General features: G+C 59.6%; 22 protein-coding genes and 1 pseudogene. 12 read left to right on the top strand and 11 right to left on the bottom strand.

Annotation, left to right across the window (positions count from 1 at the left end; all coding sequences use genetic code 11):
• Window positions 1-72 precede the first annotated feature (72 nt).
• Both ASC74_RS32515 and ASC74_RS02925 read left to right on the top strand, forming a co-directional pair.
• On the top strand, window positions 73-375 hold the full coding sequence (locus ASC74_RS32515) for a transposase (protein ID WP_056739092.1): 303 nt from the start codon (window positions 73-75) through the stop codon (window positions 373-375).
• The gene (locus ASC74_RS02925) at window positions 372-1,208 is read left to right on the top strand and encodes an IS3 family transposase (protein ID WP_056739091.1); all 837 of its coding nucleotides are present in this window, start codon (window positions 372-374) and stop codon (window positions 1,206-1,208) included. Before ASC74_RS32515 ends, ASC74_RS02925 begins: the two co-directional genes overlap by 4 nt.
• Before the next feature lie 230 nt (window positions 1,209-1,438).
• Here ASC74_RS02925 and gbcB read toward each other — a convergent pair whose 3' ends face one another.
• Window positions 1,439-2,539 carry a glycine-betaine demethylase subunit GbcB gene (gene gbcB, locus ASC74_RS02920; RefSeq protein ID WP_056739089.1) on the bottom strand — a complete coding sequence of 367 codons (1,101 nt, stop codon included), beginning with the start codon at window positions 2,537-2,539 and terminating at the stop codon, window positions 1,439-1,441.
• Window positions 2,540-2,825: 286 nt separating this feature from the next.
• Between gbcB and gbcA the strand changes: the two genes are divergently transcribed.
• Window positions 2,826-4,121: a glycine-betaine demethylase subunit GbcA gene (gene gbcA / locus ASC74_RS02915; RefSeq protein ID WP_056739087.1), complete on the top strand. Its 1,296-nt coding sequence runs from the start codon at window positions 2,826-2,828 to the stop codon at window positions 4,119-4,121.
• A gap of 681 nt (window positions 4,122-4,802) precedes the next feature.
• Here the strand turns inward: gbcA and ASC74_RS02910 are convergent.
• The 8 genes from ASC74_RS02910 to ASC74_RS02875 all read right to left on the bottom strand — a co-directional run bounded on the left by ASC74_RS02910 (window position 4,803) and on the right by ASC74_RS02875 (window position 14,675).
• Window positions 4,803-6,002 carry a retropepsin-like aspartic protease gene (locus ASC74_RS02910; RefSeq protein WP_056739085.1) on the bottom strand — a complete coding sequence of 400 codons (1,200 nt, stop codon included), beginning with the start codon at window positions 6,000-6,002 and terminating at the stop codon, window positions 4,803-4,805.
• A 78-nt stretch (window positions 6,003-6,080) separates the two neighbouring features.
• The gene (locus ASC74_RS02905) at window positions 6,081-6,647 is read right to left on the bottom strand and encodes a GNAT family N-acetyltransferase (protein ID WP_056739083.1); all 567 of its coding nucleotides are present in this window, start codon (window positions 6,645-6,647) and stop codon (window positions 6,081-6,083) included.
• A gap of 153 nt (window positions 6,648-6,800) precedes the next feature.
• Window positions 6,801-7,571, bottom strand: coding sequence for an electron transfer flavoprotein subunit beta (gene etfB, locus ASC74_RS02900; protein WP_056739081.1), 771 nt, complete (start codon window positions 7,569-7,571; stop codon window positions 6,801-6,803).
• A 15-nt stretch (window positions 7,572-7,586) separates the two neighbouring features.
• Window positions 7,587-8,807, bottom strand: a complete 1,221-nt coding sequence (gene etfA, locus ASC74_RS02895) for an electron transfer flavoprotein subunit alpha (protein WP_056739079.1) — start codon at window positions 8,805-8,807, stop codon at window positions 7,587-7,589.
• A complete protein-coding gene (gene dgcB, locus ASC74_RS02890) occupies window positions 8,807-10,756 on the bottom strand; it encodes a dimethylglycine demethylation protein DgcB (protein WP_056739078.1) in 1,950 nt (649 codons plus the stop codon). Before dgcB ends, etfA begins: the two co-directional genes overlap by 1 nt.
• Before the next feature lie 171 nt (window positions 10,757-10,927).
• Window positions 10,928-12,988: a dimethylglycine demethylation protein DgcA gene (gene dgcA / locus ASC74_RS02885; protein WP_046045305.1), complete on the bottom strand. Its 2,061-nt coding sequence runs from the start codon at window positions 12,986-12,988 to the stop codon at window positions 10,928-10,930.
• 15 nt (window positions 12,989-13,003) lie between these two features.
• Window positions 13,004-13,534, bottom strand: coding sequence for a DUF5943 domain-containing protein (locus ASC74_RS02880; protein WP_056739076.1), 531 nt, complete (start codon window positions 13,532-13,534; stop codon window positions 13,004-13,006).
• A gap of 163 nt (window positions 13,535-13,697) precedes the next feature.
• Window positions 13,698-14,675 carry a dipeptidase gene (locus ASC74_RS02875; RefSeq protein WP_008033250.1) on the bottom strand — a complete coding sequence of 326 codons (978 nt, stop codon included), beginning with the start codon at window positions 14,673-14,675 and terminating at the stop codon, window positions 13,698-13,700.
• 236 nt (window positions 14,676-14,911) lie between these two features.
• Here ASC74_RS02875 and ASC74_RS02870 point away from each other — a divergent pair, with 236 nt between their 5' ends.
• The 3 genes and pseudogenes from ASC74_RS02870 (at window position 14,912) to ASC74_RS02860 (ending at window position 16,003) form a co-directional block, all read left to right on the top strand.
• Window positions 14,912-15,313: a lysozyme inhibitor LprI family protein gene (locus ASC74_RS02870; RefSeq protein WP_056739074.1), complete on the top strand. Its 402-nt coding sequence runs from the start codon at window positions 14,912-14,914 to the stop codon at window positions 15,311-15,313.
• 10 nt (window positions 15,314-15,323) lie between these two features.
• Window positions 15,324-15,554, top strand: a pseudogene (locus ASC74_RS02865) (helix-turn-helix domain-containing protein); the annotation flags it as partial.
• A 32-nt stretch (window positions 15,555-15,586) separates the two neighbouring features.
• The gene (locus ASC74_RS02860) at window positions 15,587-16,003 is read left to right on the top strand and encodes a DUF3010 family protein (protein WP_056739070.1); all 417 of its coding nucleotides are present in this window, start codon (window positions 15,587-15,589) and stop codon (window positions 16,001-16,003) included.
• Between the two features lie 124 nt (window positions 16,004-16,127).
• On the opposite strand, the gene ASC74_RS02855 is transcribed toward ASC74_RS02860, so the two are convergent.
• Window positions 16,128-17,087: a GlxA family transcriptional regulator gene (locus ASC74_RS02855; protein ID WP_056739068.1), complete on the bottom strand. Its 960-nt coding sequence runs from the start codon at window positions 17,085-17,087 to the stop codon at window positions 16,128-16,130.
• Window positions 17,088-17,295: 208 nt separating this feature from the next.
• Here ASC74_RS02855 and choX point away from each other — a divergent pair, with 208 nt between their 5' ends.
• From choX to ASC74_RS02825, 6 genes are all read left to right on the top strand, one after another.
• Entirely contained in the window at window positions 17,296-18,240 is a 945-nt protein-coding gene (gene choX, locus ASC74_RS02850) for a choline ABC transporter substrate-binding protein (RefSeq protein ID WP_046045301.1), read from the top strand.
• 88 nt (window positions 18,241-18,328) lie between these two features.
• The gene (locus ASC74_RS02845) at window positions 18,329-19,216 is read left to right on the top strand and encodes a 3-keto-5-aminohexanoate cleavage protein (RefSeq protein WP_017341199.1); all 888 of its coding nucleotides are present in this window, start codon (window positions 18,329-18,331) and stop codon (window positions 19,214-19,216) included.
• Window positions 19,217-19,243: 27 nt separating this feature from the next.
• Window positions 19,244-20,209 carry an L-carnitine dehydrogenase gene (locus tag ASC74_RS02840; RefSeq protein WP_056739066.1) on the top strand — a complete coding sequence of 322 codons (966 nt, stop codon included), beginning with the start codon at window positions 19,244-19,246 and terminating at the stop codon, window positions 20,207-20,209.
• Between the two features lie 192 nt (window positions 20,210-20,401).
• Window positions 20,402-20,878, top strand: a complete 477-nt coding sequence (locus ASC74_RS02835) for a thioesterase family protein (RefSeq protein ID WP_046045298.1) — start codon at window positions 20,402-20,404, stop codon at window positions 20,876-20,878.
• A 14-nt stretch (window positions 20,879-20,892) separates the two neighbouring features.
• Window positions 20,893-22,056: a gamma-butyrobetaine dioxygenase gene (locus ASC74_RS02830; RefSeq protein ID WP_056739064.1), complete on the top strand. Its 1,164-nt coding sequence runs from the start codon at window positions 20,893-20,895 to the stop codon at window positions 22,054-22,056.
• Window positions 22,057-22,442: 386 nt separating this feature from the next.
• On the top strand, window positions 22,443-22,706 hold the full coding sequence (locus ASC74_RS02825) for a hypothetical protein (RefSeq protein WP_008151923.1): 264 nt from the start codon (window positions 22,443-22,445) through the stop codon (window positions 22,704-22,706).
• Between the two features lie 105 nt (window positions 22,707-22,811).
• On the opposite strand, the gene ASC74_RS02820 is transcribed toward ASC74_RS02825, so the two are convergent.
• Entirely contained in the window at window positions 22,812-23,915 is a 1,104-nt protein-coding gene (locus ASC74_RS02820; RefSeq protein ID WP_046029844.1) for a GlxA family transcriptional regulator, read from the bottom strand.
• Between the last annotated feature and the right edge of the window lie 10 nt (window positions 23,916-23,925).

Raw genomic sequence — 23,925 nt, 5'->3', positions numbered from 1 at the left:
CTGAACTGGCCTAATGATTTTGGACACTTCAATCGGGCGCTATGATGGCGCCCAAATCTGAGGTGTCTGGATATGCGTAAATCTTATTCGAGTGAGTTCAAACTCAAGGCTGCCAGTATGGTGCTGGACGAGGGGCAGTCAGTTCCCGACGTCTGTGCCAGTCTGGATATTGGCCCTACCGCCTTGCGCCGTTGGGTCGATCAGGTTCGCAAAGAGCGCTTAGGTTCAACCCCGGAGGGGGCCAAGGCAATCACCGCCGATCAGCGAGAGATTCAGCAGCTCAAAGCGTTGCTCAGGCAAAAAGACCTGGACATTGAAATCTTAAAAAAGGCCAGTGCTCTCCTGCTTTTGGACTCCAAAGATCATTCTCGTTGATCAATGAGCTGGACGAGCAGTACGGCGTTAACAATTGCTGTCGGGCGTTTGGAGTCAACCGCAGCAGCTTTTACGCCTGGCGTCAGCGCCAAGGCAAGGTGAAGCCTGAGCGGGAGAAACTTAAAGCCGTGCTGGTCGAGCATCACAAGGAATCCAGAGCGTCTGCGGGGTCTCGCACCCTTTCCAAGGAGCTGCAAGCAAAGGGGCATCGTGTCGGGCGGCATATGGCTCGCAGTTTGATGCGCGAAGCCGGTGTTGCCAGTCATCAGCGGCAGCGGCACAAGTACAAATCTTCCGGCGTGGAAGCGTTGGTGGCGCCGCATGTGCTCAAGCGCAAGTTTGATGTCACGGCGATCAACCAGGTGTGGTGTGGCGATGTGACGTACATCAAGGTGGGCAAGCGCTGGATGTATTTCGCGGCGGTGCTGGATTTGTTTGCTCGCCGGATCGTGGGGTGGTCGTTTTCAATGATTTCCGATGCCACGCTGACCTGCGAAGCGTTGCGAATGGCGGTTCAATTGCGAGGTCGTCCAAAAGAGGTGCTGTTTCACTCTGATCAAGGTTGCCAATACACCAGCCACAAATTCAGGAATGAGATGCGTAAGCACGGACTCCTGCAAAGCATGAGTCGTAAAGGTGAGTGCTGGGACAACGCCCCGATGGAGCGTTTCTTTGGGAGCCTGAAATCAGAGTGGGTACCAGAAAACGGCTACAGCTCGGAGCATGAAGCACGCGTGGATGTGCAGCGTTATGTGATGCGTTACAACAACGTCAGACTCCATAGCTACAACGACTACCGGTCGCCGGTAGCCATGGAGAAATTGGCTGCGTGAACCTTAACTGGTGTCCAGAATTACTTGACCAGTTCANGTCAGACTCCATAGCTACAACGACTACCGGTCGCCGGTAGCCATGGAGAAATTGGCTGCGTGAACCTTAACTGGTGTCCAGAATTACTTGACCAGTTCAGCCTGCTCGCGAAAGCGCCGGATCAGTCAACATCAATGTTGAATGTCAGTACGTCTTCGCGAGCAGGCTCGCTCCCACAAGGGATTGGCGTTGCTTAAAACTCGATGCGCACATCCCCCTTCGGCACGCTGCAGCACGAAAGAATGAACCCTTCGGCTTCGTCTTCCTCGGTGATCCCGCCGTTGTGGTCCATCTCGACCTCCCCGCCCAGCTTCATCACCTTGCACGTCCCGCAGATCCCCATCCCACACGCCTTCGGAATCAACAGACCCAACTTGGCAGCGGCGGCGTGAACGGTTTCACCCGGCGCCACACGAATGCTTTTCCCGGACGCGGTGAATTCCACCTGGTGCAGGTCCGCCACGTCGATGTCCGGCGCGTCGGCGGCGATTTCGGCTTGTTCCACCGCATCAGCACGGGCTTCCGCTGGTGTAGCACCGAAGGATTCCTCGTGATAACGCGACATGTCGAAGCCGACCGCTTCCAACATGCGCTTGACCGCGTTCATATACGGCGTCGGGCCACAGCAGAAGACTTCGCGCTCCATGAAGTCCGGCGCCATCAGCTCCAGCATCTTGTGGTTCAGGTAACCGCGATAACCCGCCCACGGCTCGCCCAGACCATGCTTCTCGCAGATCAGGTGCAGGCTGAAGTTATCGATCCGCGACGCCATGTGTTCCAGTTCGCGGTGGTAAATGATGTCTTTGGGCGAACGGGCGCTGTGGATAAACACCATGTCGACGTTGCCGTTGGTGTCATAGAACCAGCGAGCCATCGACATGACCGGCGTGATGCCCACGCCGCCGCTGAGGTAAAGCACCTTCGGCGCGGTGAAGTCCATGGCGTTGAACAGCCCGACCGGCCCGTGCACCGCCAGCTCCTGGCCTTCGTGCAGGGTGTCGTGCAGCCAGTTGGAGACTTTGCCTCCCGGCACGCGCTTGATCGTCACCGAAAAGCTGTAAGGCACCGATGGCGAGCTGGAAATGGTGTAGGAGCGCATGATCGGCACCCCTTCGATTTCCAGCTCCAGGGTGACAAACTGCCCCGGCTTAAAGAAGAACAGGATCGGCTGGTCAGCCATAAAGCAGAAGGTGCGCACATCCCAGGTTTCCTGGATGACTTTGACGCAACGGACGATGTGTCGACCATTGGCCCAGGTCTGGGTGGTTACCGGATTCAGGAAGCTGTTGGACATGCTGTTCTCCACCGCCGATGGTCGGCCTTATGTTGGCGATTCTGCGTAACGTGCGAACCACCCATTTACCTATCTGCGACATTCACATACTTATCGCGACCAGCCCACATCTGCCGGGGGTTGCGCGTCGGGAACAGATTGGGCCATGTCGCCCATGGATAAGGTTCTGCCCAGCGCCGGCCCCACACTCGCTCCACACAAAGACGATTTCTTTACACCCTTGCGTAGCAAACCGTATCAGCCACTATTTCGCCGGCCACACAGAATGGCCTTGAGGATCAAATCGATGGACGTCACCGCAAAAATCAGCCTGGGCGATCCGCTGGAACCCGCACGCAAGGCCACCGCGCAAATGCTGCAAGAGCGCGAACGCACTTTCTCGCTGCCGCAGCCGTTTTACTCTGACGAGCGGCTGTTTGATATCGACATGCAGGAAATCTTTCAGAAAGAGTGGTTGATCGCCGGCATGACCTGCGAAATCCCGACCAAGGGCAACTACCTGACCCTGCAAGTCGGCAAGAACCCGATCATCGTGATTCGCGGCGCCGACGGCGTGGTCCATGCGTTCCACAACGTCTGCCGTCACCGCGGTTCGCGGCTGTGCACCAGTGAAAAAGGCAAAGTCGCCAAACTGGTCTGCCACTACCACCAGTGGACGTACGAACTGGACGGTCGCCTGCTGTTCGCCGGTACCGAAATGGGCGCCGACTTCGATATGAAGCAATACGGCCTCAAACCGGTGAACGTGAAGACCGCTGGCGGCTACATCTTCATCAGCCTGTCGGAAAATCCGCCAGCCATTGATGACTTCCTGTCGACGCTTAACCATTACATGGAACCGTACGACATGGAGAACACCAAGGTGGCGATCCAGACCACCTTGTTCGAAAAAGCCAACTGGAAACTGGTGCTGGAAAACAACCGCGAGTGCTACCACTGCAACGCGTCGCACCCGGAACTGCTGAAAACCCTGCTGGAATGGGACGACGTCACCGACCCGCGTGCCGACCAGGCCTTCAAGGACCACGTCGCCGACTCCGCCGCTGCCTGGGAAGCCGAGAAGATCCCTTACGCCCACGCCAGCTTCGGCCTGCGTAACCGCATCGTGCGCATGCCGCTGCTCAAGGGCACCGTGTCGATGACCCTGGACGGCAAACAGGGCTGCGCCAAACTCATGGGCCGGATCAAAAACCCCGAGCTGGGCTCGATGCGCATCCTGCACCTGCCGCACTCCTGGAACCACTGCATGGGCGACCACATCATCGTGTTCACCGTGTGGCCGATCAGCGCGCAGGAAACCATGGTCACCACCAAGTGGATCGTCCACAAGGACGCCGTCGAAGGCGTGGACTACGACGTGGAACGCATGCGCCAGGTCTGGGACGCGACCAACGACCAGGACCGTCGTCTGGCCGAAGAGAACCAGCGCGGCATCAACTCCACCGCTTACCAGCCAGGCCCTTACTCCAAGACCTATGAGTTTGGCGTGGTGAACTTCGTGGACTGGTACAGCGAGCGTTTGCTGAACAATCTGGGCGCGGAACCTGCGCCTTACCTCAAAGGGGTTCCGGTTCAAGGCTGACCGATCCCGCTGAAAAAAAAACCGCGAACATGTTTCGCGGTTTTTTATTGTTCAAATTTCGATCAATCGCTTTAGAGCTGCCGCTGGCATGGGGCTGCAGCGGTTCGCGAACAAGTTATCCACACCTCCACCCACAGCAAATGGGGACAACTCGGTTTACGGCGCAAAATTTCTCCACAGAAACTGAAGAAAATCCGTGACTTATCCAGAAGCAGGGTTTTGAGCAGCGATTGGTTGTTTTTTGATCGGAAGCTTGTAAGGCACGTTATACGTGGCTTGCAGAGGATGGCGAACACCTTATCCACAGAAGCGCCAACAGACTTTGGGGGCAACTTGGGCGGATCTGTGGAAAACCGTTGGAAGCCGCGATAAATCGGGGTTTGCGCGAGGTTTCTCGGTCTAAAACGACGATTTGATCGTTTTTTGATCACTCGCCTAATAAGCCCGGTTTATATGGTCTGTAGAGGACAGCGAACATCTTATCCACAGATGCGCTAACAGAGATTGGGGGCAAGTATTGGCTCGCTTCCAAAGTTATCCTCTGGAAAAAGCCCGAAAAAACCGCAAGTTAGGCTGGTTGTTTTTTGTACGAAGGGTTGTAGGGCTTGATTTGTATGGGGTGTAGCGATGGGCGAACACGTTATCCACAGAAGCGCTAACAGGGATTGTGGGTAACCTCGATCAGGTCCTGTTGAAACACGACCGGCCCGAGTCGATATCCAGATTCAACTCATAGTCATTGAATGCACCCCACCCAAGCAAAAGCGAAGGCACGTACTGACCCAGTAACAACGACGGAGGAATCGTAAAGTCCGGGTAGTAGTTGTAAGTGACCAGTTGGATATGTCCCGCCAGGCTCAATTCACCCTTGAAGGTTTGGGAACGCGGCTTATCGGTGACATGAATGGGTGAGTTGCCCGGCGAGGAGGACGTCAGGTAATCAACATTGCCGGTGTCAATAATCGCCGGCGTCGCCCGACGATCCAGGCGTGCGGCAATGGTCAGTCGTTGATTGATGTCGATGCGCGCATAGGTGATTGGCGAATCACATCGCGCGGGAGGTTCGGCGTTAAGCTCCAGGGTCTTTTGGGTGACCTTCAAACGCCCCAACTTACCGAGCAAATCAAGCCCCAACAGGTTTTCCCGGTCGCTGACAAACACCAGGACGTTTCTGAACTCGCTTGAGCCTATCTTTAAAGACTCAAAGATCCCGAGTCTGGCAGACAGGTCACGTTCACCATAAAACGTGCTGTAGCCATAGTGAGAGTCGCTTAATAACCTGACTCCCATCAGCTTCGCAGTGTCGAGGTTGACCCGGGTTTGCGGTGCGCCGGTGTCCAGAATGAAGCGCGACAAGACACCATTGGCCGCTTTGACATCGAGGTAGGGCAGCACCTCGTCAGTCACGTGACCGTCACTGGCGTAAGGATGAATCGCCAGCACCTCGTGCCGCTTCGCTCTTGTCACCGAGAAATCGCCGACCGCCCGCAAGGTCGCGAGGGATTCGCTGCCGAACATGGAAAACATTGCGTTGAGTTCAGGATCATTCGCGATTGCTTGAGCGTGACGACGCTTGATCGCCAGATAGTATTCGGGAATCTGGTTTGCGGTTTTGGCCTCGAACATTCGGGCGAGAACGGACACTGAACAATTCAGGTTTTTTTCAGCATCCAACACCTTGGCGCATTGCTGTTTCAGCTGCACCAAGGACGCTTTTTGTCCCTGTTCGGACTCTAACCATGTGTAGAAATCCGCAGCTGCCGGCAGGGTATCAGCCATCGAACTTGTTGCTGCACAGATAAAAAATGCAAACAGCACCAGAGACGACTTTGAATTCACGCCGCCGATCAGACATGTCTCACGCCGACTGACCGCCCTCATGTTCAACCCATTCTTGAAACGAGTTTTATGAACTAGCGCTGCGGCACCCCTGAGCAGCTCATAGAGAAATGTAGCTCATCAGGGCCGATACATCAGATAGGCCTCACCCGTGACCCGAATCATCGGATGGGGAGTGATTTGGCAGGTATCGACGATACGAAAGCCATGTCGCTCGTAAAACCGACGGGCGCCGGTGTTCACGGCGTAGTCGATCAGGCTCAAGCCATTGAGCCCCAGCTGGTTGGCACGGTCGTAAGCGTAGGCGAGGAATTGTTTGCCCAGGCCCTGGTTTCGCCAGCCTTCATGGAGCGCCAGGCTGGATATATAGAGGGTGTCGGGGATTTCCATCTTGGCGTACGGCGCCAGCACCGGATCGGTTACTGGAGGCGCCAGCGGATCGTGACGCATCACGTAGCTGTGCATCATGCCAATGACGTTTCCATCAACCTCGGCGATGAGGCAGTTCTGATAAGAAAAATCTACGTCGTCACGGGCGTAACGACTGGCGCCCACGTCCAGTAAATCCTGACCGGGCTGCGCCAGATGGCTCCAGATGTAATCCGCAGCACCTTCTGATGAAATCTGAAACAAACGAGCAATCTCCCGCGCATCCGCGCGCAGGGCCGAACGAAATTCAACGGTCATTGTTTTTCCTTGTGGGAGCGGGCTTGCTCCGGGCGGCGATCCGACGAAGGCGGACTCACATTCAACATTGATGTCGACTGAGCCACCGCTTTCGTCGGATCGCCGCCCGGAGCAAGCCCGCTCCCACATTTTTAGATCTGCGCTGGTGATCCGCTAGCGGACTACGCCTTCTTCGATCAGTAACTTGAGAATCGCCTCAGCCCCCGCCTCGGCGCTCAACCCTTTTAGCACCTGCCCGCCACCGCCACTGGCCTTGGCAGTCGCAGCTTTCATCCGGTCCGCGCCGCTCTTGGCCTTGATCACCTTCAAGCGTTTAGGCCGTGGCTTGGCCGGTTGCAGCGTGGCGACTGCCAGCAGTTCATCGTCGATCACTTCGACTTCATCCGCCTGCAACACGCCGCGTCGGGCCGGGCCGTAAGCGCTCTGCCGAGGCTTCGGCGCGGCGTTATCCACAGTCGCGAGAAACGGCAGCCGTACTTTCAGGCGACGGCGTTGACCACGCGGCAAAGCTTGCAGCACCAGTGCTGAATTACCATCGATGGATTCAACTTGAGCCAGCCCGACGACCAGCGGCCAGCCCAGGCTTTCGGCCAGCAAGAACGGCAACATGCCAGAGCCTTCGCCGGTTTCCGCCTGGCTACCGGTCAGCACGACCTGAGCGCCGGCGTCACGCAAATACGCGGTCAATGCCGGCAGTGCATCGGCGCCTTCCGGCTGCTCAAGCACGTGCAGCTGTTCCAGGCCCATGCCCAGATACGCACGTAGCGCAGGTTCTGCGACGTCGCCGGCATGCAGCACTTGCAGGTTATCCCCAGCCAGTTGCAGGCCCAGCTCGACCGCCCGCGCATCCTGCTCCGCGCGACGTGGCCGGCCGGAGGTCGGGTGGGCGCCGATGGACACCAGGCTGATGATTTTCGTGCTCATAACCCTTTCCTTTCCTTAAGCCGCATCGCGCTTGGCTTCATTGCGGTAAGCCTCTACCGCATCGATCAAGGCTTGAAGAATCTCTGCACTCTCGCCGATCACCGACAGGTCGGCCCGTTTGATCATGTCGCAGCCAGGGTCGAGGTTGATTGCCACTACCTTGTCGCAGGCACCGATGCCTTGCAGGTGCTGGATCGCCCCGGAAATCCCCACCGCCACGTAAACCCGTGCGGTGACCCAGGTGCCGGACGCACCAACCTGACGGTCGCGGGCCATAAAGCCATCGTCCACCGCCACGCGGGACGCGCCTTCGGTAGCGCCCAGCGCTTCGGCGGTCCTGTGGAAAAGTCCCCAGTCCTTGACCCCGTTGCCGCCGGAGAAGATGAACTCGGCTTCGGCCATCGGAATCGCCGCCGGATCGACCGCCACCGCGCCCAAATCCTCGATGCGCGAGAGACTGCGCGCCACCGCTGTGGATAACTCCACCGGCAAGGCTTCGTGACGGGTTTCGCTGACCGGTTCGGCGCATTCGACGGCAGCCAGGATCAAGCGCGCGACCGGCCGTGCAAGGTCCTGCAAACCGGCACCGGCGCGACCGATGCATTCCTGATCCTTGACCTGCCAGACCCGCGTGGCCGGGCGTTCGCCCAGTGCTGCGGCAAAGCGTCGACCCAGTTCACCACCGCCGCTGCGGCTGTCCGGCAGCAGCCAGTGACGCGGGCTGAACTGGTTATCCACAGCCCGCAGGCCCTGGACCCGTTGTTCCGGTGCATAACCGCTGAATTCGTCACCTTCCAGCACCAGCAAACGATCGACGCCCGCGGTGGCGAAGGCGCTTTCTTTGTGTTCGCCGAAGACCACGGCCAACACCGCGCCGTCCTTGCCGGCCAATTGGTGAGCCAGACCCAGCAAGTCGCGGTCGTGGCTGCTCAAGCGGCCGCCGACCATGTCTGGCACCACGCTGATGTAAAACGCAGGTGCAGGCACTTGATGCAGTGGCAACTGGACTTCAACCGCAGCCGAGCGTTTGCTCGCCCCGCCCTGTTGAGCGCCGCTGCGGTCAATCCGTTTGATGCCGTTGGGACCGATAAAACCGATGCCATGGGGATTCTTGCGAATGACGCCGTTAGGCCCCATCCAGCTGTGTTGCGCCGGTTGCATGGCCGCGTGCAGCGGGTGCAAACGGTTACGGGCGATCCATTCGGCGCGTGGGTCGCGGCGGATAATGTCGCTCATCAGTGGGCCTCCGCAGGTTCACGTTGGGCCGGTTTGGTCGGCTTGCTCGGGGCAGCGTCTTCGAGCAACGCGTCCGCCACCAGTTCGGCGATGTCCTTGATCAGCGGCCGCGGTTCGACCACGCCTTCGAGCATCGCGGTGCACTGTGGACAACCCACGGCCACCAGTTCGGCGCCGGTTTCGCGGATGTCTTCCATGCGCATGTCAGGGATCCGTTGCTTGCCCGGGATGTCGGTGATCGGCGCACCGCCGCCACCGCCGCAGCAGCGCGAGCGGAAACCGGAGCGTTGCATTTCCTTGATCTCGATACCCAGGGCGCGCAGCACTTCACGCGGCGCCTCGTATTCGCCGTTGTAGCGGCCGAGGTAGCACGGATCGTGATACGTCACGCTGCTGCCTTTGTGCTGGCCGAGGTTCAGGGCGCCAGCGCCGATGATTTCCGCCATGTAGGTGCTGTGGTGCTGCACGAGGTAGTTGCCGTCGAAGGGGCCGTACTCGTTTTTCAGCACGTGGAAGCTGTGCGGGTCGCAGGTGACGATGCGGTTGAAGCTGTACTTGGCCAGGGTCTGGATGTTGCGTTTGGCCAACAACTGGAAGGTGGCTTCGTCGCCCAGACGTCGGGCCACGTCACCGCTGTCACGCTCTTCGAGGCCCAGTACCGCGAAGTCGACCTTGGCCGCTTTCAGCACTTTGACGAAGGCGCGCAGGGTGCGCTGGTTGCGCATGTCGAAGGCACCGTCGCCGACCCAGAACAGCACGTCGACGGATTTCTTCTCGCTCATCAGATTGAGGTTCAAGTCCGCCGCCCAGTTCATCCGCCCACCCGGGGCGAAGCCGCCAGGGTTGTCGGTGGCGATCAGGTTTTCCAGGACTTCGGCGCCCTTGTTCGGGGTCGCGCCTTTTTCCAGGGTCAGGTGACGGCGCATGTCGACGATGGCGTCGACGTGCTCGATCATCATCGGGCACTCCTCGACGCAAGCGCGGCAAGTGGTGCAAGACCACAAGGTTTCAGCGTCCACCAGACCGTTGACGATTGGTTGATGCGGGTTACCGGCGTGCTCGCCGATCGCCTTGCCCGGATACGGGCTGCCGGCGAACTTGGCGTCGGTGCCACCGGCCAGGCCGACGACCATGTCTTGAATCAGTTTTTTCGGGTTCAACGGCTGGCCGGCGGCGAACGCCGGGCACGCAGCTTCGCATTTACCGCACTGCACGCAGGCGTCGAAGCCGAGCAGTTGGTTCCAGGTGAAATCCTTGGGTTTTTCCACGCCCAGTGGCGCGGTCGGGTCGTTCAGGTCCAGCGGTTTCAAACCGGTGGAACGGCCGCCATTAAAACGCTCGGCGCGACGGTGCCAGGCCAGGTGCAAAGCACCGGCGAAGGCGTGCTTCATCGGCCCGCCCCAGGTCATGCCGAAGAACAATTCCGATACGCCCCACAGCACACCGACGCCGAGGATCGCAGCCACCACCCAACCGCCGAAGTTTTCCGGGAGGATGCCGGCCACCGGCAGGGTCAACAGGAAGAAGCTTGCAGAGAACGCCAACAGGCTTTTCGGCAGACGCATCCATGGCCCTTTGGAAAGGCGAGCCGGTGGGTTGCGACGACGCAGGAACATGAAAATCGCACCGACGAACATCACCGCCGAGGCAACCAACAGGGCAACACCGAGAATGCGATTATGCAGGCCGAAACCGTGAACCAGGATCGCCAGCACAATCGACGCCACCGCACCGCCAGCCGTGGCGACGTGAGTGTTGGCGATGTACTTGTCCCGCGCGACCACATGGTGCAAATCGACCATGTAACGCTTGGGCATGGCGAACAGGCCGCCGATCAGGTCGACTTTCGAAGCCCGGCCTCGGCGCCACATAGCCACCCGTCGCAACACGCCGAGGACGGCAAGGCCCAGGGCAGCAAACAACAGGATTGGAAGAAGGGTGTTCAACATGGTGAAGCTCCCAAAGACCGCAGGGTCTTGCAGGCCAAACTACCTGGATGCCTTGCCCGATTCCTGTGGGAGCGGGCTTGCTCGCGAAAGCGGTGGGTCAGTCGACATCAATGTTGAATGTCAGTCCGCCTTCGCGAGCAAGCCCGCTCCCACAGGGTTATCCACAAGCTCTTAGAAATCCTTGCACAACCGCAACGCGTCGTAGATCGCCGCGTGGGTGTTGCGCTGCGCCACGCAGTCGCCGATGCGGAACAGCAAGTAGCCGTCGCCTGCCTGGCTCAACGAAGGTTGCGGCTTGATCGCGAACAGGGCTTCGATGTCCATCTGGCCTTTGTTGCGCGACGCTTCCTTCAGCGCGTAATAGATTTCTTCGTCCGGACGCACGCCGTTTTCGACGACGACCTGGTCCACCACCCGCTCCTCTTTGGCGCCGGTGTATTCGTTTTCCAGCACCGCCACCAGCTTGTCGCCTTCGCGGTAGACCTTCTCCAGCATCATGTCCCCGGTCATGATCACTTCTTTCGGGTACATGCTGCGGTAGTACGTCGGGAACGAGGTGCCGCCAATCGCAACGCCCGGTTTGATGTCGTCGGTGACGATCTCGACCTGGCTGCCCTTGTCGGCGAGGAAGTCGGCGGTCGACATCCCGGTGAACTCGCAAATGGTGTCGTAAACCAGCACGTTCTTGCCCGGTGCGACCTTGCCATCGAGGATGTCCCAGCTGCTGACGACCAGGCCTTCAGCCGCGCCCCAGTGCTCGTTCTGCTCCAGGAATGGATGACCGCCGACGGCGAGCACCACCACGTCCGGACGCAGGTCGAGAATGGTTGCCGCATCGGCCGCCACGCCCAGGCGCAGGTCAACTTTCAAACGAGCCAGTTCCAGCTGGAACCAGCGAGTGATACCGGCGATCTGGTCCCGTTGCGGAGCTTTCGACGCGGTAGTGATCTGCCCGCCGATGAATTCTTTTTTCTCGAACAGGGTCACGTCGTGGCCACGTTCGGCCGACACGCGAGCCGCTTCCATCCCGGCAGGACCGGCACCGACCACCACGACTTTGCGCTTCACACCGGTCGATTTCTCGATGATGTGCGGCACGCCCATGTATTCACGGGAGGTCGCGGCGTTCTGGATGCACAACACGTCCAGACCCTGGTACTGACGGTCGATGCAGTAGTTGGCGCCGACGCATTGTTTGATCTGGTCAACCTGACCCATTTTGATCTTGGCGATCAGGTGCGGGTCGGCGATGTGGGCGCGGGTCATGCCGACCATGTCGACGTAGCCGCCTTCCAGAATACGGGTCGCCTGGTTCGGGTCCTTGATGTTCTGCGCGTGCAAAACCGGGGCCTTCACCACTTCCTTGATACCGGCCGCCAAGTGCAGGAACGGCTCCGGTGGATAACTCATGTTCGGGATAACGTTGGCCAGGGTGTTGTGGGTGTCGCAACCCGACCCCACCACGCCAATGAAGTCGATCATGCCGGTGTCGTCGTAGTACTTGGCGATCTGCTTCATGTCCTCGTGGGACAAGCCGTCCGGGTGGAATTCATCACCGCACAGACGGATGCCGACGCAGAAATCCGGGCCGACTTCAGCCCGCACAGCCTTGATCACTTCCAGGCCGAAACGCATGCGGTTTTCGAAGCTGCCGCCCCATTCGTCGGTACGTTTGTTGACGCGCGGGCTCCAGAACTGGTCGATCATGTGCTGGTGCACGGCGGACAGCTCGACGCCGTCCAGGCCACCGGCCTTGGCCCGCGCGGCGGCGCTGGCGTAGTTGCCGATCACCCGCCAGATTTCTTCCGGCTCGATGGTTTTGCAGGTTGCACGGTGCACCGGCTCACGGATGCCCGAAGGCGACAGCAGGGTTGGCCAATGCTCGCCGTCCCAGCGGGAACGACGACCCATGTGAGTAATCTGGATCATGATCTTGGCGCCATGCTTGTGCATGGCATCGGCCAGGTTCTGGAAGTGCGGAATGATCCGGTCATCGGCCAGGTTGACCGACTTCCACCAGCCTTGCGGGCTGTCGATGGCCACACTGGAGGAACCGCCGCAAATCGCCAGGCCGATCCCGCCCTTGGCTTTCTCTTCGTAATACTTGACGTACCGGTCGGTGGTCATGCCGCCGTCGGTGGCATAGACCTCGGCGTGCGCGGTGCTGAGCACGCGGTTGCGGATGGTCAGTTTGCCGATCTGGATCGGCTGGAACATTGCTTCGAAAGCCATGGCGGGTTCCTCGACTTACAACGGCTTGACGGTGAACAGGCCGTCGTCGTGGCCTTCTTCGGAGCCACCGTAAACCTGTTCGGCAACGGTGCGGATCTTGCTGCCACGGGCTTGCAGAATCTGGTCCATGGCACCGGCAAACCAGCCAGTGAACATGTAGTCGACCTTGCGCCCGACCTTGCCGTACACGTAGACGAACGCCGAGTGTTCGAGCTTGACGCTGGCGGTGCCTTTGTCGAGGTCGATGTCCTGGACCTTGAACAGGCCCCAGCCGCGCTGCGACAGGCGCTTCATGTAGTGCTCAAACACCGCGACGCCTTCCAGGCCGTGGCATTCGGCTTCTTTTTCACACCAGTGCCAGGCGGATTTGTAGCCGGCCTTGTAGAGGATTTCGGCGTAGGCGTCGGCGCCCAGCACTTCCTCGATGCCCATGTGGTTGTTGACGAAGAAATGACGCGGCACATACAGCATCGGCAGGGCGTCGGAGGTCCAGACACCGGTTTCGCTGTCGACTTCGATTGGCAATTGCGGGGCGATCTTGGCCATGGAAACTTAACTCCAGAAAAATTCGTTGTGTGTTTTGCGTAGCAGCTGCCGAGGTACGAGGCTGCGTTGCGTGTCCGTAGGACCGCCCTCGGGGGCCGCTTCGCAGCCCGACGCAGCCTCGTACCTCGGCAGCTGCTACAAGGGATCGTTGTTCAAAGTGGGCTTATTCGCCCCAAACGTCTTTGAGGACGTTGACCCAGTTCTCGCCCATGATCTTGCGGACCACGCGCTCGGAATGGCCGCGCTTGAGCAGGGTTTCGGTCAGGTTCGGGAACTCGCCGACGGTGCGGATGCCCAGCGGGTTGATGATCTTGCCGAAGCTGGTCAGGCGGCGGGCGTAGCCCTTGTCATGGGTCAGGTATTCAAAGAAGTCCTGGCCATGGCCCTGGGTGAAGTCGGTGCCGATACCGATGGCGTCTTCGCCGACGATGTTCATGGTGTATTCGATGGCTTCGGCGTAATCGTCGATGGTCGAATCGATGCCCTTGGCCAGGAATGGCGCAAACATGGTCACGCCGACGAAACCGCCGTGATCGGCGATGAACTTCAGTTCTTCATCGGATTTGTTGCGCGGGTGAATCTTCAGACCCGACGGCAGGCAATGGGAGTAGCAGACCGGCTTCTTGGATTCGAGGATGACTTCTTCGGAGGTTTTCGAACCTACGTGGGACAGGTCGCACATGACGCCGACGCGGTTCATCTCGGCGACGATTTCGCGACCGAAACCCGACAGGCCGCCATCACGCTCGTAGCAACCGGTGCCGACCAGGTTCTGGGTGTTGTAGCACATCTGCACGATACCGACGCCCAGCTGCTTGAACACCTCGACGTAGCCGATCTGGTCTTCAAAGGCGTGAGCATTCTGGAAGCCGAACAGGATGCCGGTCTTGCCCTGCTCCTTGGCCTTGCGGATATCGGCGGTGGTGCGCACTGGAATCACCAGGTCGCTGTTTTCGCGGATCAGCTTCTGGCTGGCGGCGATATTGTTGACGGTGGCCTGGAAGCCCTCCCACACCGACACGGTGCAGTTGGCCGCGGTCAGACCGCCCTTGCGCATGTCTTCGAACAGCTCACGGTTCCACTTGGCAATAATCAGACCGTCGATAACGATGCTGTCGGCGTGCAATTCGGCTGGGCTCATCAGGCTGTCCCCTATTAGCGATTCATGCGCCGAATCGTGTGCCGGCGCTTTGGGGCCAGCATATGCCTGAGGGAGGGTGCAGCCGGGTGCAAAAACGACAGGGGGTTTGCCGAAAGCGTCAATCCGCGACAAAGGGTCGTCGCCGGACGTCATGAGCCACCTGTTCAAGGGCCTGCGCATGGGCCAGAATTCGCGCCATTACTGGATGCTTTACTGAAATAAGGGGCGGCGGCGCAATGAAATCGATCTTCCTGGCTTTGGCACTGATAGCGACCGGCGTACACGCGGCTGAAGAGGCCGACGATAACCCCTGCGACAAAGTCGAAAACGAAGTCCAGACCCTGGAATGCTCGACCTTTAGCAAAAACACCGCCGAACAGCTGCTAAAAGACAACTATCAGGGCCTGACCGAGCGCATGCAGACGCTCTACGGCAAGAACCCGGCGCAACTGACCGACATCACCGCCAAGCTCAAAGCCGCACAACAGCAGTGGCTGAAGACCCGGGATGCGGATTGCGCGGTTGAGGCGTTTCCGGCGACGACCGGTAGCAAGGCGTTCACGATTGCGCAGAATGATTGTGTCGCGCGGATGAGTGATGAGCGGTCGGAGTTTTTGGAGTCGATTGGGCAGGAGTAGAAACATACACATGGAGAATCATTTGATCCCACACGAAGTAGTCAGCCGCATCGTTGACGGTGCTCTACCCATCAGGGCCTGGCGCGAACATCTGAACCTTACACAGGATGAAGTGGCCAAACGCATGGGCATCTCCCAACCGGCCTTCGCCCAGCAGGAGACTGTTGCCAAGCCCCGCAAGGCGACTCGCGAAAAAATCGCCGCAGCTTTTGGCATCAAGCCCAATCAACTCGAGCTGTAAGCTGCACTCCACCAACAAAGAAAGGGATTTACATGAAAATCTGCGGCATCGAAATCAAAGGCAGCGAAGCGATCATCGCCGTGGCCTCCCTCGACGATCAGGTCCTGAGCCATGTCGCCCTGGCCACCAAGAAAATCGCCCTCGACGATGACGACGAAGCCGCCAACGTCAAAGTCTTCGCCGCTCAAGTCGCCTCGTTTGTGCGCGAGAACTCCATCGATCGGATCGCGATCAAGAAGCGCAGCAAGAAAGGCGAGTTCGCCGGTGGGCCGACCACGTTCAAGATCGAGGGTGTTTTCCAGTTGCTGGAAAATTGCGAGGTCACGCTGCTGTCGCCACAGACGATTAATGCGCAGAACAAGAAGTTTGACTTTGAGCTGCCGGGGACGCTGAACAAGTATCAGCATGAAGCGTTTAAAACGGCCTGCTCGGCGCTGATGAAGAAGTAAGGCCAAAGCAAAACGAAATGTGGGAGCGGGCTTGCTCGCGAAGACGGTCAGTCATTCAACATTGATGTTGGCTGACACACCGCTTTCGCGAGCAAGCCCGCTCCCACATTTGATTTGCTTTCGCTCAAACCAGCTCCCGACCATCCCCCATCCGCCGCCGATCTTCCCGCGGACACCGCTCAAACTTCGCCCGATAGCTGCGAGTGAAATACGACGGCGATTCAAACCCGCACGCAATGCTCACTTCCAACACGCTCATATCCGTCTGCCGCAACAACTGCCGGGCTTTCTCCAGCCGCAAGCGCAGATAGAAATTGCTTGGCGTGTCGTTCAAGTGCAGGCGAAACAGGCGCTCCAACTGCCGCCGCGTCACCTTGATCGATTCGGCTAACTCAAGCGTGCTCAGCGGCGGTTCGCTGTGCTGCTCCATCTCCCCAATCACCTGCACCAGTTTCTTGTTGCTGATGCCATAACGCGTGGCGACTTCCATGCGCTGGTGGTCTTTGCGCGGGCGGATGCGGCCGAGCACGAATTGTTCGCTGACCTGGATCGCCAGTTCCGGGCCGTGGGCCTGGCTGATGAGGTCGAGCATCAGGTCGATGGAAGCGGTGCCGCCGGCGGAGGTAATGCGCCGACGGTCGATCTCGAACAGCTCCTGGGTGACGCTGAGCTGTGGATAGGACTCCTTGAACGCGTCGATGGCTTCCCAGTGCAGGGTCAAGCGGTGGCCGTCGAGCAGGCCGGCCTCGGCGAGGATGAAGCTGCCGGTGTCGATGGCACCGAGGGTCACGCCTTCGTTGTCCAGGCGGCGCAGCCAGTGTTCCAGCGCCGGGGTGGCGAATTTCAGCGGTTCGAAGCCGGCGACCACCAATAGCGTTGCGCCTTTCTTCAGCGGTTCCAGCGCCGCATCGGCGTTGACCGACATGCCGTTGCTGGCCAATACCGCCCCGCCGTCCGCGCTGAGCACATGCCAGCGGTAGAGCTCGCCACGAAAGCGATTGGCGACCCGCAGCGGCTCGATGGCCGAGATGAAACCGATGGCCGAGAAACCCGGCATCAACATGAAGTAGAAATCCTGGGACATGGAGCGCACTCGATGGCAGGTAGCGAGAGGACGGGAAGCGTGTGGACGTTGATACGCCACTTGCCGGCGGCATTCAAGAGCGCAGGTCGCTGCAGTGCAAGAGCTGGTCGCCGCAGTGCGCTTTAGCGGGCCTTAAGCTGCGTAACTTGGCATCACCGGCGCACAAAGATGACCGGACCCACAATAACGAACTGCCGAGGAACCTGAGATGAAACGACTGATCAGCAGCTGTGTTCTTGCACTCAGCGGTACCGCTTTCCTGAGCGCCAGCGTCATGGCGGCCGAACCTGCTTCATGCCAGAACGTGCGCATGGGCGTTGTGAACTGGACCGACGTGATCGCCACCAGTGCCATGACCCAAGTCCTGCTTGATGGCCTCGGCTACAACACCAAACAAACCAGCGCTTCCCAGCAAATCATCTTCGCCGGGATCCGCGACCAGCGCCTGGACTTGTTCCTGGGCTACTGGAACCCGCTGATGACCCAGACCATCACGCCGTTCGTTTCGGCCAATCAGGTCAAGGTGCTTGAGGCGCCAAGCCTGAAAGATGCCCGCGCCACCCTCGCCGTACCGACTTACCTCGCCGACAAAGGCCTGAAAACCTTCGCCGACATCGCCAAGTTCGAGAAAGAATTGGGCGGCAAGATATACGGCATCGAGCCTGGCTCGGGCGCCAACACCCAGATCAAGGCGATGATTGCCAAGAACCAGTTTGGCCTCGGCAAGTTCCAGTTGGTCGAGTCCAGTGAGGCCGGCATGCTCGCGGCGGTGGATCGTGCCGTGCGACGCAAAGAGGCCGTGGTGTTCTTCGGCTGGGCGCCGCATCCGATGAACGTCAACGTGAAGATGACGTACCTCACCGGCAGCGACGACGCTCTGGGCCCGAACGAAGGCATGGCCACGGTCTGGACCGTCACCGCGCCGAAATACGCCGACCAATGCCCGAACATCGGTCGTTTGCTGAGCAACCTGACCTACACCGCCGAAGACGAGAGCCGGATGATGCAGCCGCTGCTGGATCACAAGGACGCTTTCGAGTCGGCCAAGCAATGGCTGAAAGATCACCCGCAAGACAAGCAACGCTGGCTCGAAGGCGTGACCACCTTCGATGGCAAACCGGCGGCTGAAAACCTGCAACTGACCACCAAATAAACCCGATTGAACCACCGACTCGCAGCCCGACCGGGCTGCGAATCGACTAATCACGCCCGCCATTCCCATAAAGAACAGGAACCGCCTCATGAACCACGACGTCATCATCACCTGCGCACTCACCGGTGCTGGCGACACGACCAGCAAAAGCCCACACGTGCCGGTCACCCCGAAACAAATCGCCGCGGCCGCCGTGGAAGCGGCCAAGGCCGGCGCCACTGTCGTTCACTGCCACGTTCGTAACCCCGAAACCGGCAAATTCAGCCGTGATGTCGCGCTGTATCGCGAAGTGATGGAGCGCATCCGCGAGGCGGACGTCGACATCATCGTCAACCTCACCGCCGGCATGGGCGGCGACCTGGAAATCGGCGCGGGCGAGAACCCGATGGAGTTCGGCCCGAACACTGACCTGGTCGGCCCGCTGACCCGTCTGGCTCACGTTGAAGAACTGCTGCCGGAAATCTGCACCCTCGATTGCGGCACCCTGAACTTCGGCGACGGCGACACCATTTACGTGTCCACCCCGGCCCAGCTACGCGCTGGCGCCAAACGCATTCAAGAGCTGGGCGTGAAGGCCGAGCTGGAAATCTTCGACACCGGTCACCTGTGGTTCGCCAAGCAGTTGATCAAGGAAGGCTTGCTCGACGACCCGCTGTTCCAACTCTGCCTGGGCATCCCGTGGGGCGCGCCGGCCGACACCACCACCATGAAAGCCATGGTCGACAACCTGCCTGCCAATGCGGTCTGGGCCGGTTTCGGCATCGGTCGCATGCAAATGCCGATGGCCGCGCAGGCTGTGCTGCTCGGCGGCAACGTGCGGGTCGGTCTGGAAGACAACATCTGGCTGGACAAGGGCGTACTGGCGACCAACGGCCAACTGGTCGAACGCGCCTCGGAAATCCTCAGCCGTCTCGGCGCCCGTGTTCTGACCCCGGCTGAAGGCCGGGCAAAAATGGGCCTGACCAAGCGCGGTTAATCGACCTTTTCAAATTCTGGAATTGCCATGACTTTTATCACTGAAATCAAAACCTTCGCAGCCCTGGGCAGCGGTGTCATCGGCAGCGGTTGGGTGTCCCGCGCCCTCGCCCACGGCCTCGACGTGGTGGCCTGGGACCCGGCGCCCGGTGCCGAAGCCGCGCTGCGCAAACGCGTCGCCAATGCCTGGGGCGCTTTGGAGAAACAGGGCCTGGCGCCGGGCGCATCGCAGGATCGGCTGCGCTTTGTCGCCACCATTGAAGAATGCGTTCGCGACGCGGACTTCATTCAGGAAAGCGCCCCTGAGCGTCTGGACCTGAAACTGGAACTGCACAGCAAAATCAGCGCGGCGGCCAAGCCCAATGCCTTGATCGGTTCCAGTACTTCCGGCCTGTTGCCGAGCGAGTTCTACGAGAGTTCGACGCACCCGGAACGTTGCGTCGTCGGGCACCCGTTCAACCCGGTTTATCTGCTGCCGTTGGTGGAAGTGGTTGGCGGAAAAAACACCGCCCCGGAAGCCGTTCAAGCAGCAATGAAAGTCTATGAATCCTTGGGCATGCGTCCGCTGCATGTGCGCAAGGAAGTACCCGGTTTTATCGCCGACCGCTTGCTCGAAGCGCTGTGGCGTGAGGCGCTGCACCTGGTCAACGACGGTGTGGCGACCACCGGTGAAATCGACGATGCGATTCGCTTTGGCGCGGGTCTGCGCTGGTCGTTCATGGGCACATTCTTGACCTACACCCTGGCGGGTGGCGATGCGGGCATGCGGCACTTCATGGCGCAATTCGGGCCGGCGTTGCAGTTGCCGTGGACGTATCTGCCGGCACCGGAGCTGACCGACAAGTTGATTGATGATGTGGTGGATGGCACCAGCGATCAGCTGGGCACGCACAGCATTTCGGCGCTGGAGCGCTATCGTGATGATTGCTTGCTGGCGGTGCTGGAGGCGGTGAAGACCACCAAGGCCAAACATGGCATGACGTTCAGCGAGTAACCCCATGCTGGGTCAGCAGGTCTGGCCCCTTCGCGAGCAAGTCGAATCGTCGCACCGCCGCTCCCACAGGGGATTTGCTGGGTGACATAGATTGTATTCACACCTCAAATCAACTGTGGGAGCGGCGGTGCGACGATTCGACTTGCTCGCGAAGACGGCAGTCCAGTCACCACTTATGTTGGAACCTACACCATGCCCACCCTCACCACCTACCAAACCAAAATCATCCCCGACTGGGTCGACTACAACGGCCACCTGCGCGATGCCTTCTACCTGCTCATCTTCAGCTACGCCACCGACGCGCTGATGGATCGTCTGGGCATGGACAGCAACAACCGCGAAGCCAGCGGCAACTCGCTGTTTACCCTCGAACTGCACCTCAATTACCTGCACGAAGTGAAGCTCGACGCCGACGTCGAAGTACACACCCAAATCATCGGTCACGACAGCAAACGCCTGCACCTCTATCACAGCCTGCATTGGGTAGGCGATGACAAGGAGCTGGCAGGCAACGAGCAAATGCTGCTGCACGTCGACCTCGCCGGGCCGCGCTCCGCACCCTTCAGCGAAGACACCTTGAGCAAGCTGCAAGCCATTGTCGCCGAGCAAACCGACCTTCCCGCCCCCGACTACATTGGCCGAGTGATCGCGTTACCCCCTAAAAAATAACAAGGAGATCGCCATTGAACACCGCCGCCGCTTTTGCCGACTTCCGTACCTACCCGTTGATCAGCGCGTTGACCGCCGTACACACCCTGGCGGACCGAATTCAAGTGAAGTGGGCCGATGACCGTGTCAGCCCTTTTCATCATCAGTGGCTGCGGGACAACTGCCCGTGCCCGCTATGCGTCTACACCGTCACCCGCGAGCAAGTGCTGGAAATCGTCGACGTCGCCGACAACCTGATGCCCTCGGACGTCAGCATTGATGCCGAAGGCTGCCTGCGTGTCGATTGGCAGGACGGCCATCTCAGCCGCTTCGATCCTGGCTGGTTACGGGCTCACGCCTACGATGACGAGTCCCGCGCCGAACGCCGGGCTGCCAAGCCAAAAAGCCAGCTCTGGAACAGCAACCTGAAGCTGCCGGTATTCGACTACCAGGCGTTGATGGACGACAACGACGCCCTGCTGCAATGGCTGCTGGCCGTGCGCGATGTCGGCCTGACTCAGGTCCGCGGTGTGCCCACCGAGCTGGGCTCGTTGAAGCTGATTGCCCAGCGGATTTCCTTCATCCGCGAGAGCAATTTTGGCGTGCTGTTCAACGTGCAATCCAAGGCCGATGCCGACAGCAATGCCTACACCGCTTTCAACCTGCCGCTGCACAGCGACCTGCCGACCCGGGAGTTACAACCGGGGCTGCAATTTCTGCATTGCCTGGTGAATGACGCCGAGGGTGGCGAGAGTATTTTCGTCGACGGTTTTGCCATTGCCGAAGCCTTGCGCGATGAAGATCCCGAGGCGTTCAAAAGCCTTTGCGAAATACCTGTGGAGTTCCGCAACAAAGACCGCCACAGCGACTACCGCCGTCTCGCGCCGATCATCGCGCTGGATGCCTTTGGGCAGGTTTCGGAAATCCGCATGGCGAACTTTCTGCGCGGTCCGTTCGATGCATCGGTCGAGCAGATGCCCGCTCTCTATCACGCCTACCGCCGCTTCATTGCGATGACCCGGGAAACGCGATTCCGCGTGATGACGCGGCTAAACCCCGGTGAAATGTGGTGTTTCGACAACCGCCGCACCCTCCACGCCCGCAACGCTTTCGACCCCGCCACCGGCGCCCGGCATTTTCAGGGTTGCTATGTCGACCGTGATGAATTGTTGTCGCGCATCCTTGTGTTGCAACGCTAAAACCGCGTAATCGTTCTTCGCGAGCAAGTCGAATCGTCGCACCGCCGCTCCCACAGAGGATCACATATCCCTGTGGGAGCGGGCTTGCTCGCGAAGGCGTCAGCCCAGACACCACCTCTATCCCTGATTCACAGGCAAAAAAAACCCCGATCAAGCCGTGACAGGATCGGGGCAGAGGTGGGTACTGTTGAGGAGCCGTTGCGCGAGGGTGACCAAACCTTCGTGAAGCCAGCTGATCCCAGTGTGCCCACTCTCCTTCTGCGCAAGTTAGCCGAAAACGACCTGTTCATAGGTATTGCGGCCATTGCGACAAATCGTCCTTGCCGCCACTCCGTACCCCTACGAGAATCGATCCACGACACCGTTCCCTGAAGAAGGATTGCGTCATGATGTACGCCGATTTGATTGACCAGGAAGACCTGTTGGGCCAGCTCAAGGCGTTAGGATTTGCGGTGCCCCCTGGTGCAACCGCTGAGCAGGCCTGCGAATGCGCGGTACGAGGTTTGAACAACGAACGGGCAACGGAACTGCGGACCATGGTCAAGCAGATGTACACCAGCAGCGCGACCATCCTGCCGGCTGTGCGCCAGGCCATCGACAAGCAATTGCTGCCCGCGCTGGCGGAGTATCAGCAGAGCCGTAGCGCCTGATAAACCGCCTTCGCGAGCAAGCCCGCTCCCACATTTGACCGTATTCCCCCTGAGAGACTCGGTCGAATGTGGGAGCGGGCTTGCTCGCGAAGGGAGCGCCTCGGTCTAGAGCCTTACGCTGGCAAACGTCGACTCGTTACGCGCCTGACTCAACGCCGACAACGGCCCGGACAACGGCGACAGCACCAGTGCTTGCGGCAGCGGCATCATCGCCACCTGTTGCGTGGTGTTGGAGCCTACGCGCTCGTCACGCGGTGGAATGCCGAAGTATTCGCGGTAGCACTTGGAGAAGTGCGGCGTAGACACGAAGCCACACACCGATGCCACTTCGATGATCGACATCGGCGTTTGCTTGAGCAGCTGCCGGGCGCGGATCAAGCGCAGTTTCAGGTAATAACGCGACGGCGAGCAGTGCAGGTATTTCTGGAACAGCCGCTCCAGCTGGCGACGCGACACGGCGACATACACCGCCAGTTCGTCGAGGTCGATCGGCTCTTCCAGGTTGGCCTCCATCAGCGCGACGATTTCCTGCAACTTCGGCTGGTTGGTGCCGAGCATGTGCTTGAGCGGCACACGCTGGTGATCCTGCTCGTTGCGAATACGTTCGTAGACAAACATCTCCGAAATCGCGGCCGACAGTTCACGGCCATGATCGCGGCTGATCAGGTGCAGCATCATGTCCAGCGGCGCGGTGCCACCGGAGCTGGTGAAACGGTTACGGTCGAGGGTGAACAGACGGGTACTCATGGCCACACGCGGGAAAGCTTCCTGCATCGAGGCCAGGCATTCCCAGTGCACGCTGCAATCGAAACCATCCAGCAGGCCGGCGCACGCCAGGGCCCAGCTGCCGGTGCAGACCGCACCGAGACGGCGCGACTGACGCGCCTGGCTTTGCAGCCACGAAACGTGTTCCCGGGTAACAGTGCGCTGGATGCCGATACCGCCACAGACAATGATGGTGTCCAGGGCGGGTGCTTTGTGCATGGAGCAGTCGGGAGTGATCTGCAGGCCATCACTGGCCCAGACCTGACCGCCATCGACTGTGATCGTGGTCCAGCGATACAGCTCACGACCGGACAACTGGTTGGCCATGCGCAGGGGTTCTACTGCGGAGGCCAGAGAAATAAGCGTGAAATTGTCCAGCAGCAAAAAGCCGATGGATTGAGGCGCACGGTTCTGGGGTTGGGCCCCGGAGTTGAACGTCGTCATCGCGGTATCT

The organism is Pseudomonas sp. Root329, assembly GCF_001424925.1.
In the GTDB taxonomy this organism is placed as follows: Bacteria; Pseudomonadota; Gammaproteobacteria; order Pseudomonadales; family Pseudomonadaceae; genus Aquipseudomonas; species Aquipseudomonas arabinosi.
The sequence above is the reverse complement of the archived record's forward strand: the minus strand, read 5'-3'. Positions and strand labels throughout refer to the sequence as shown.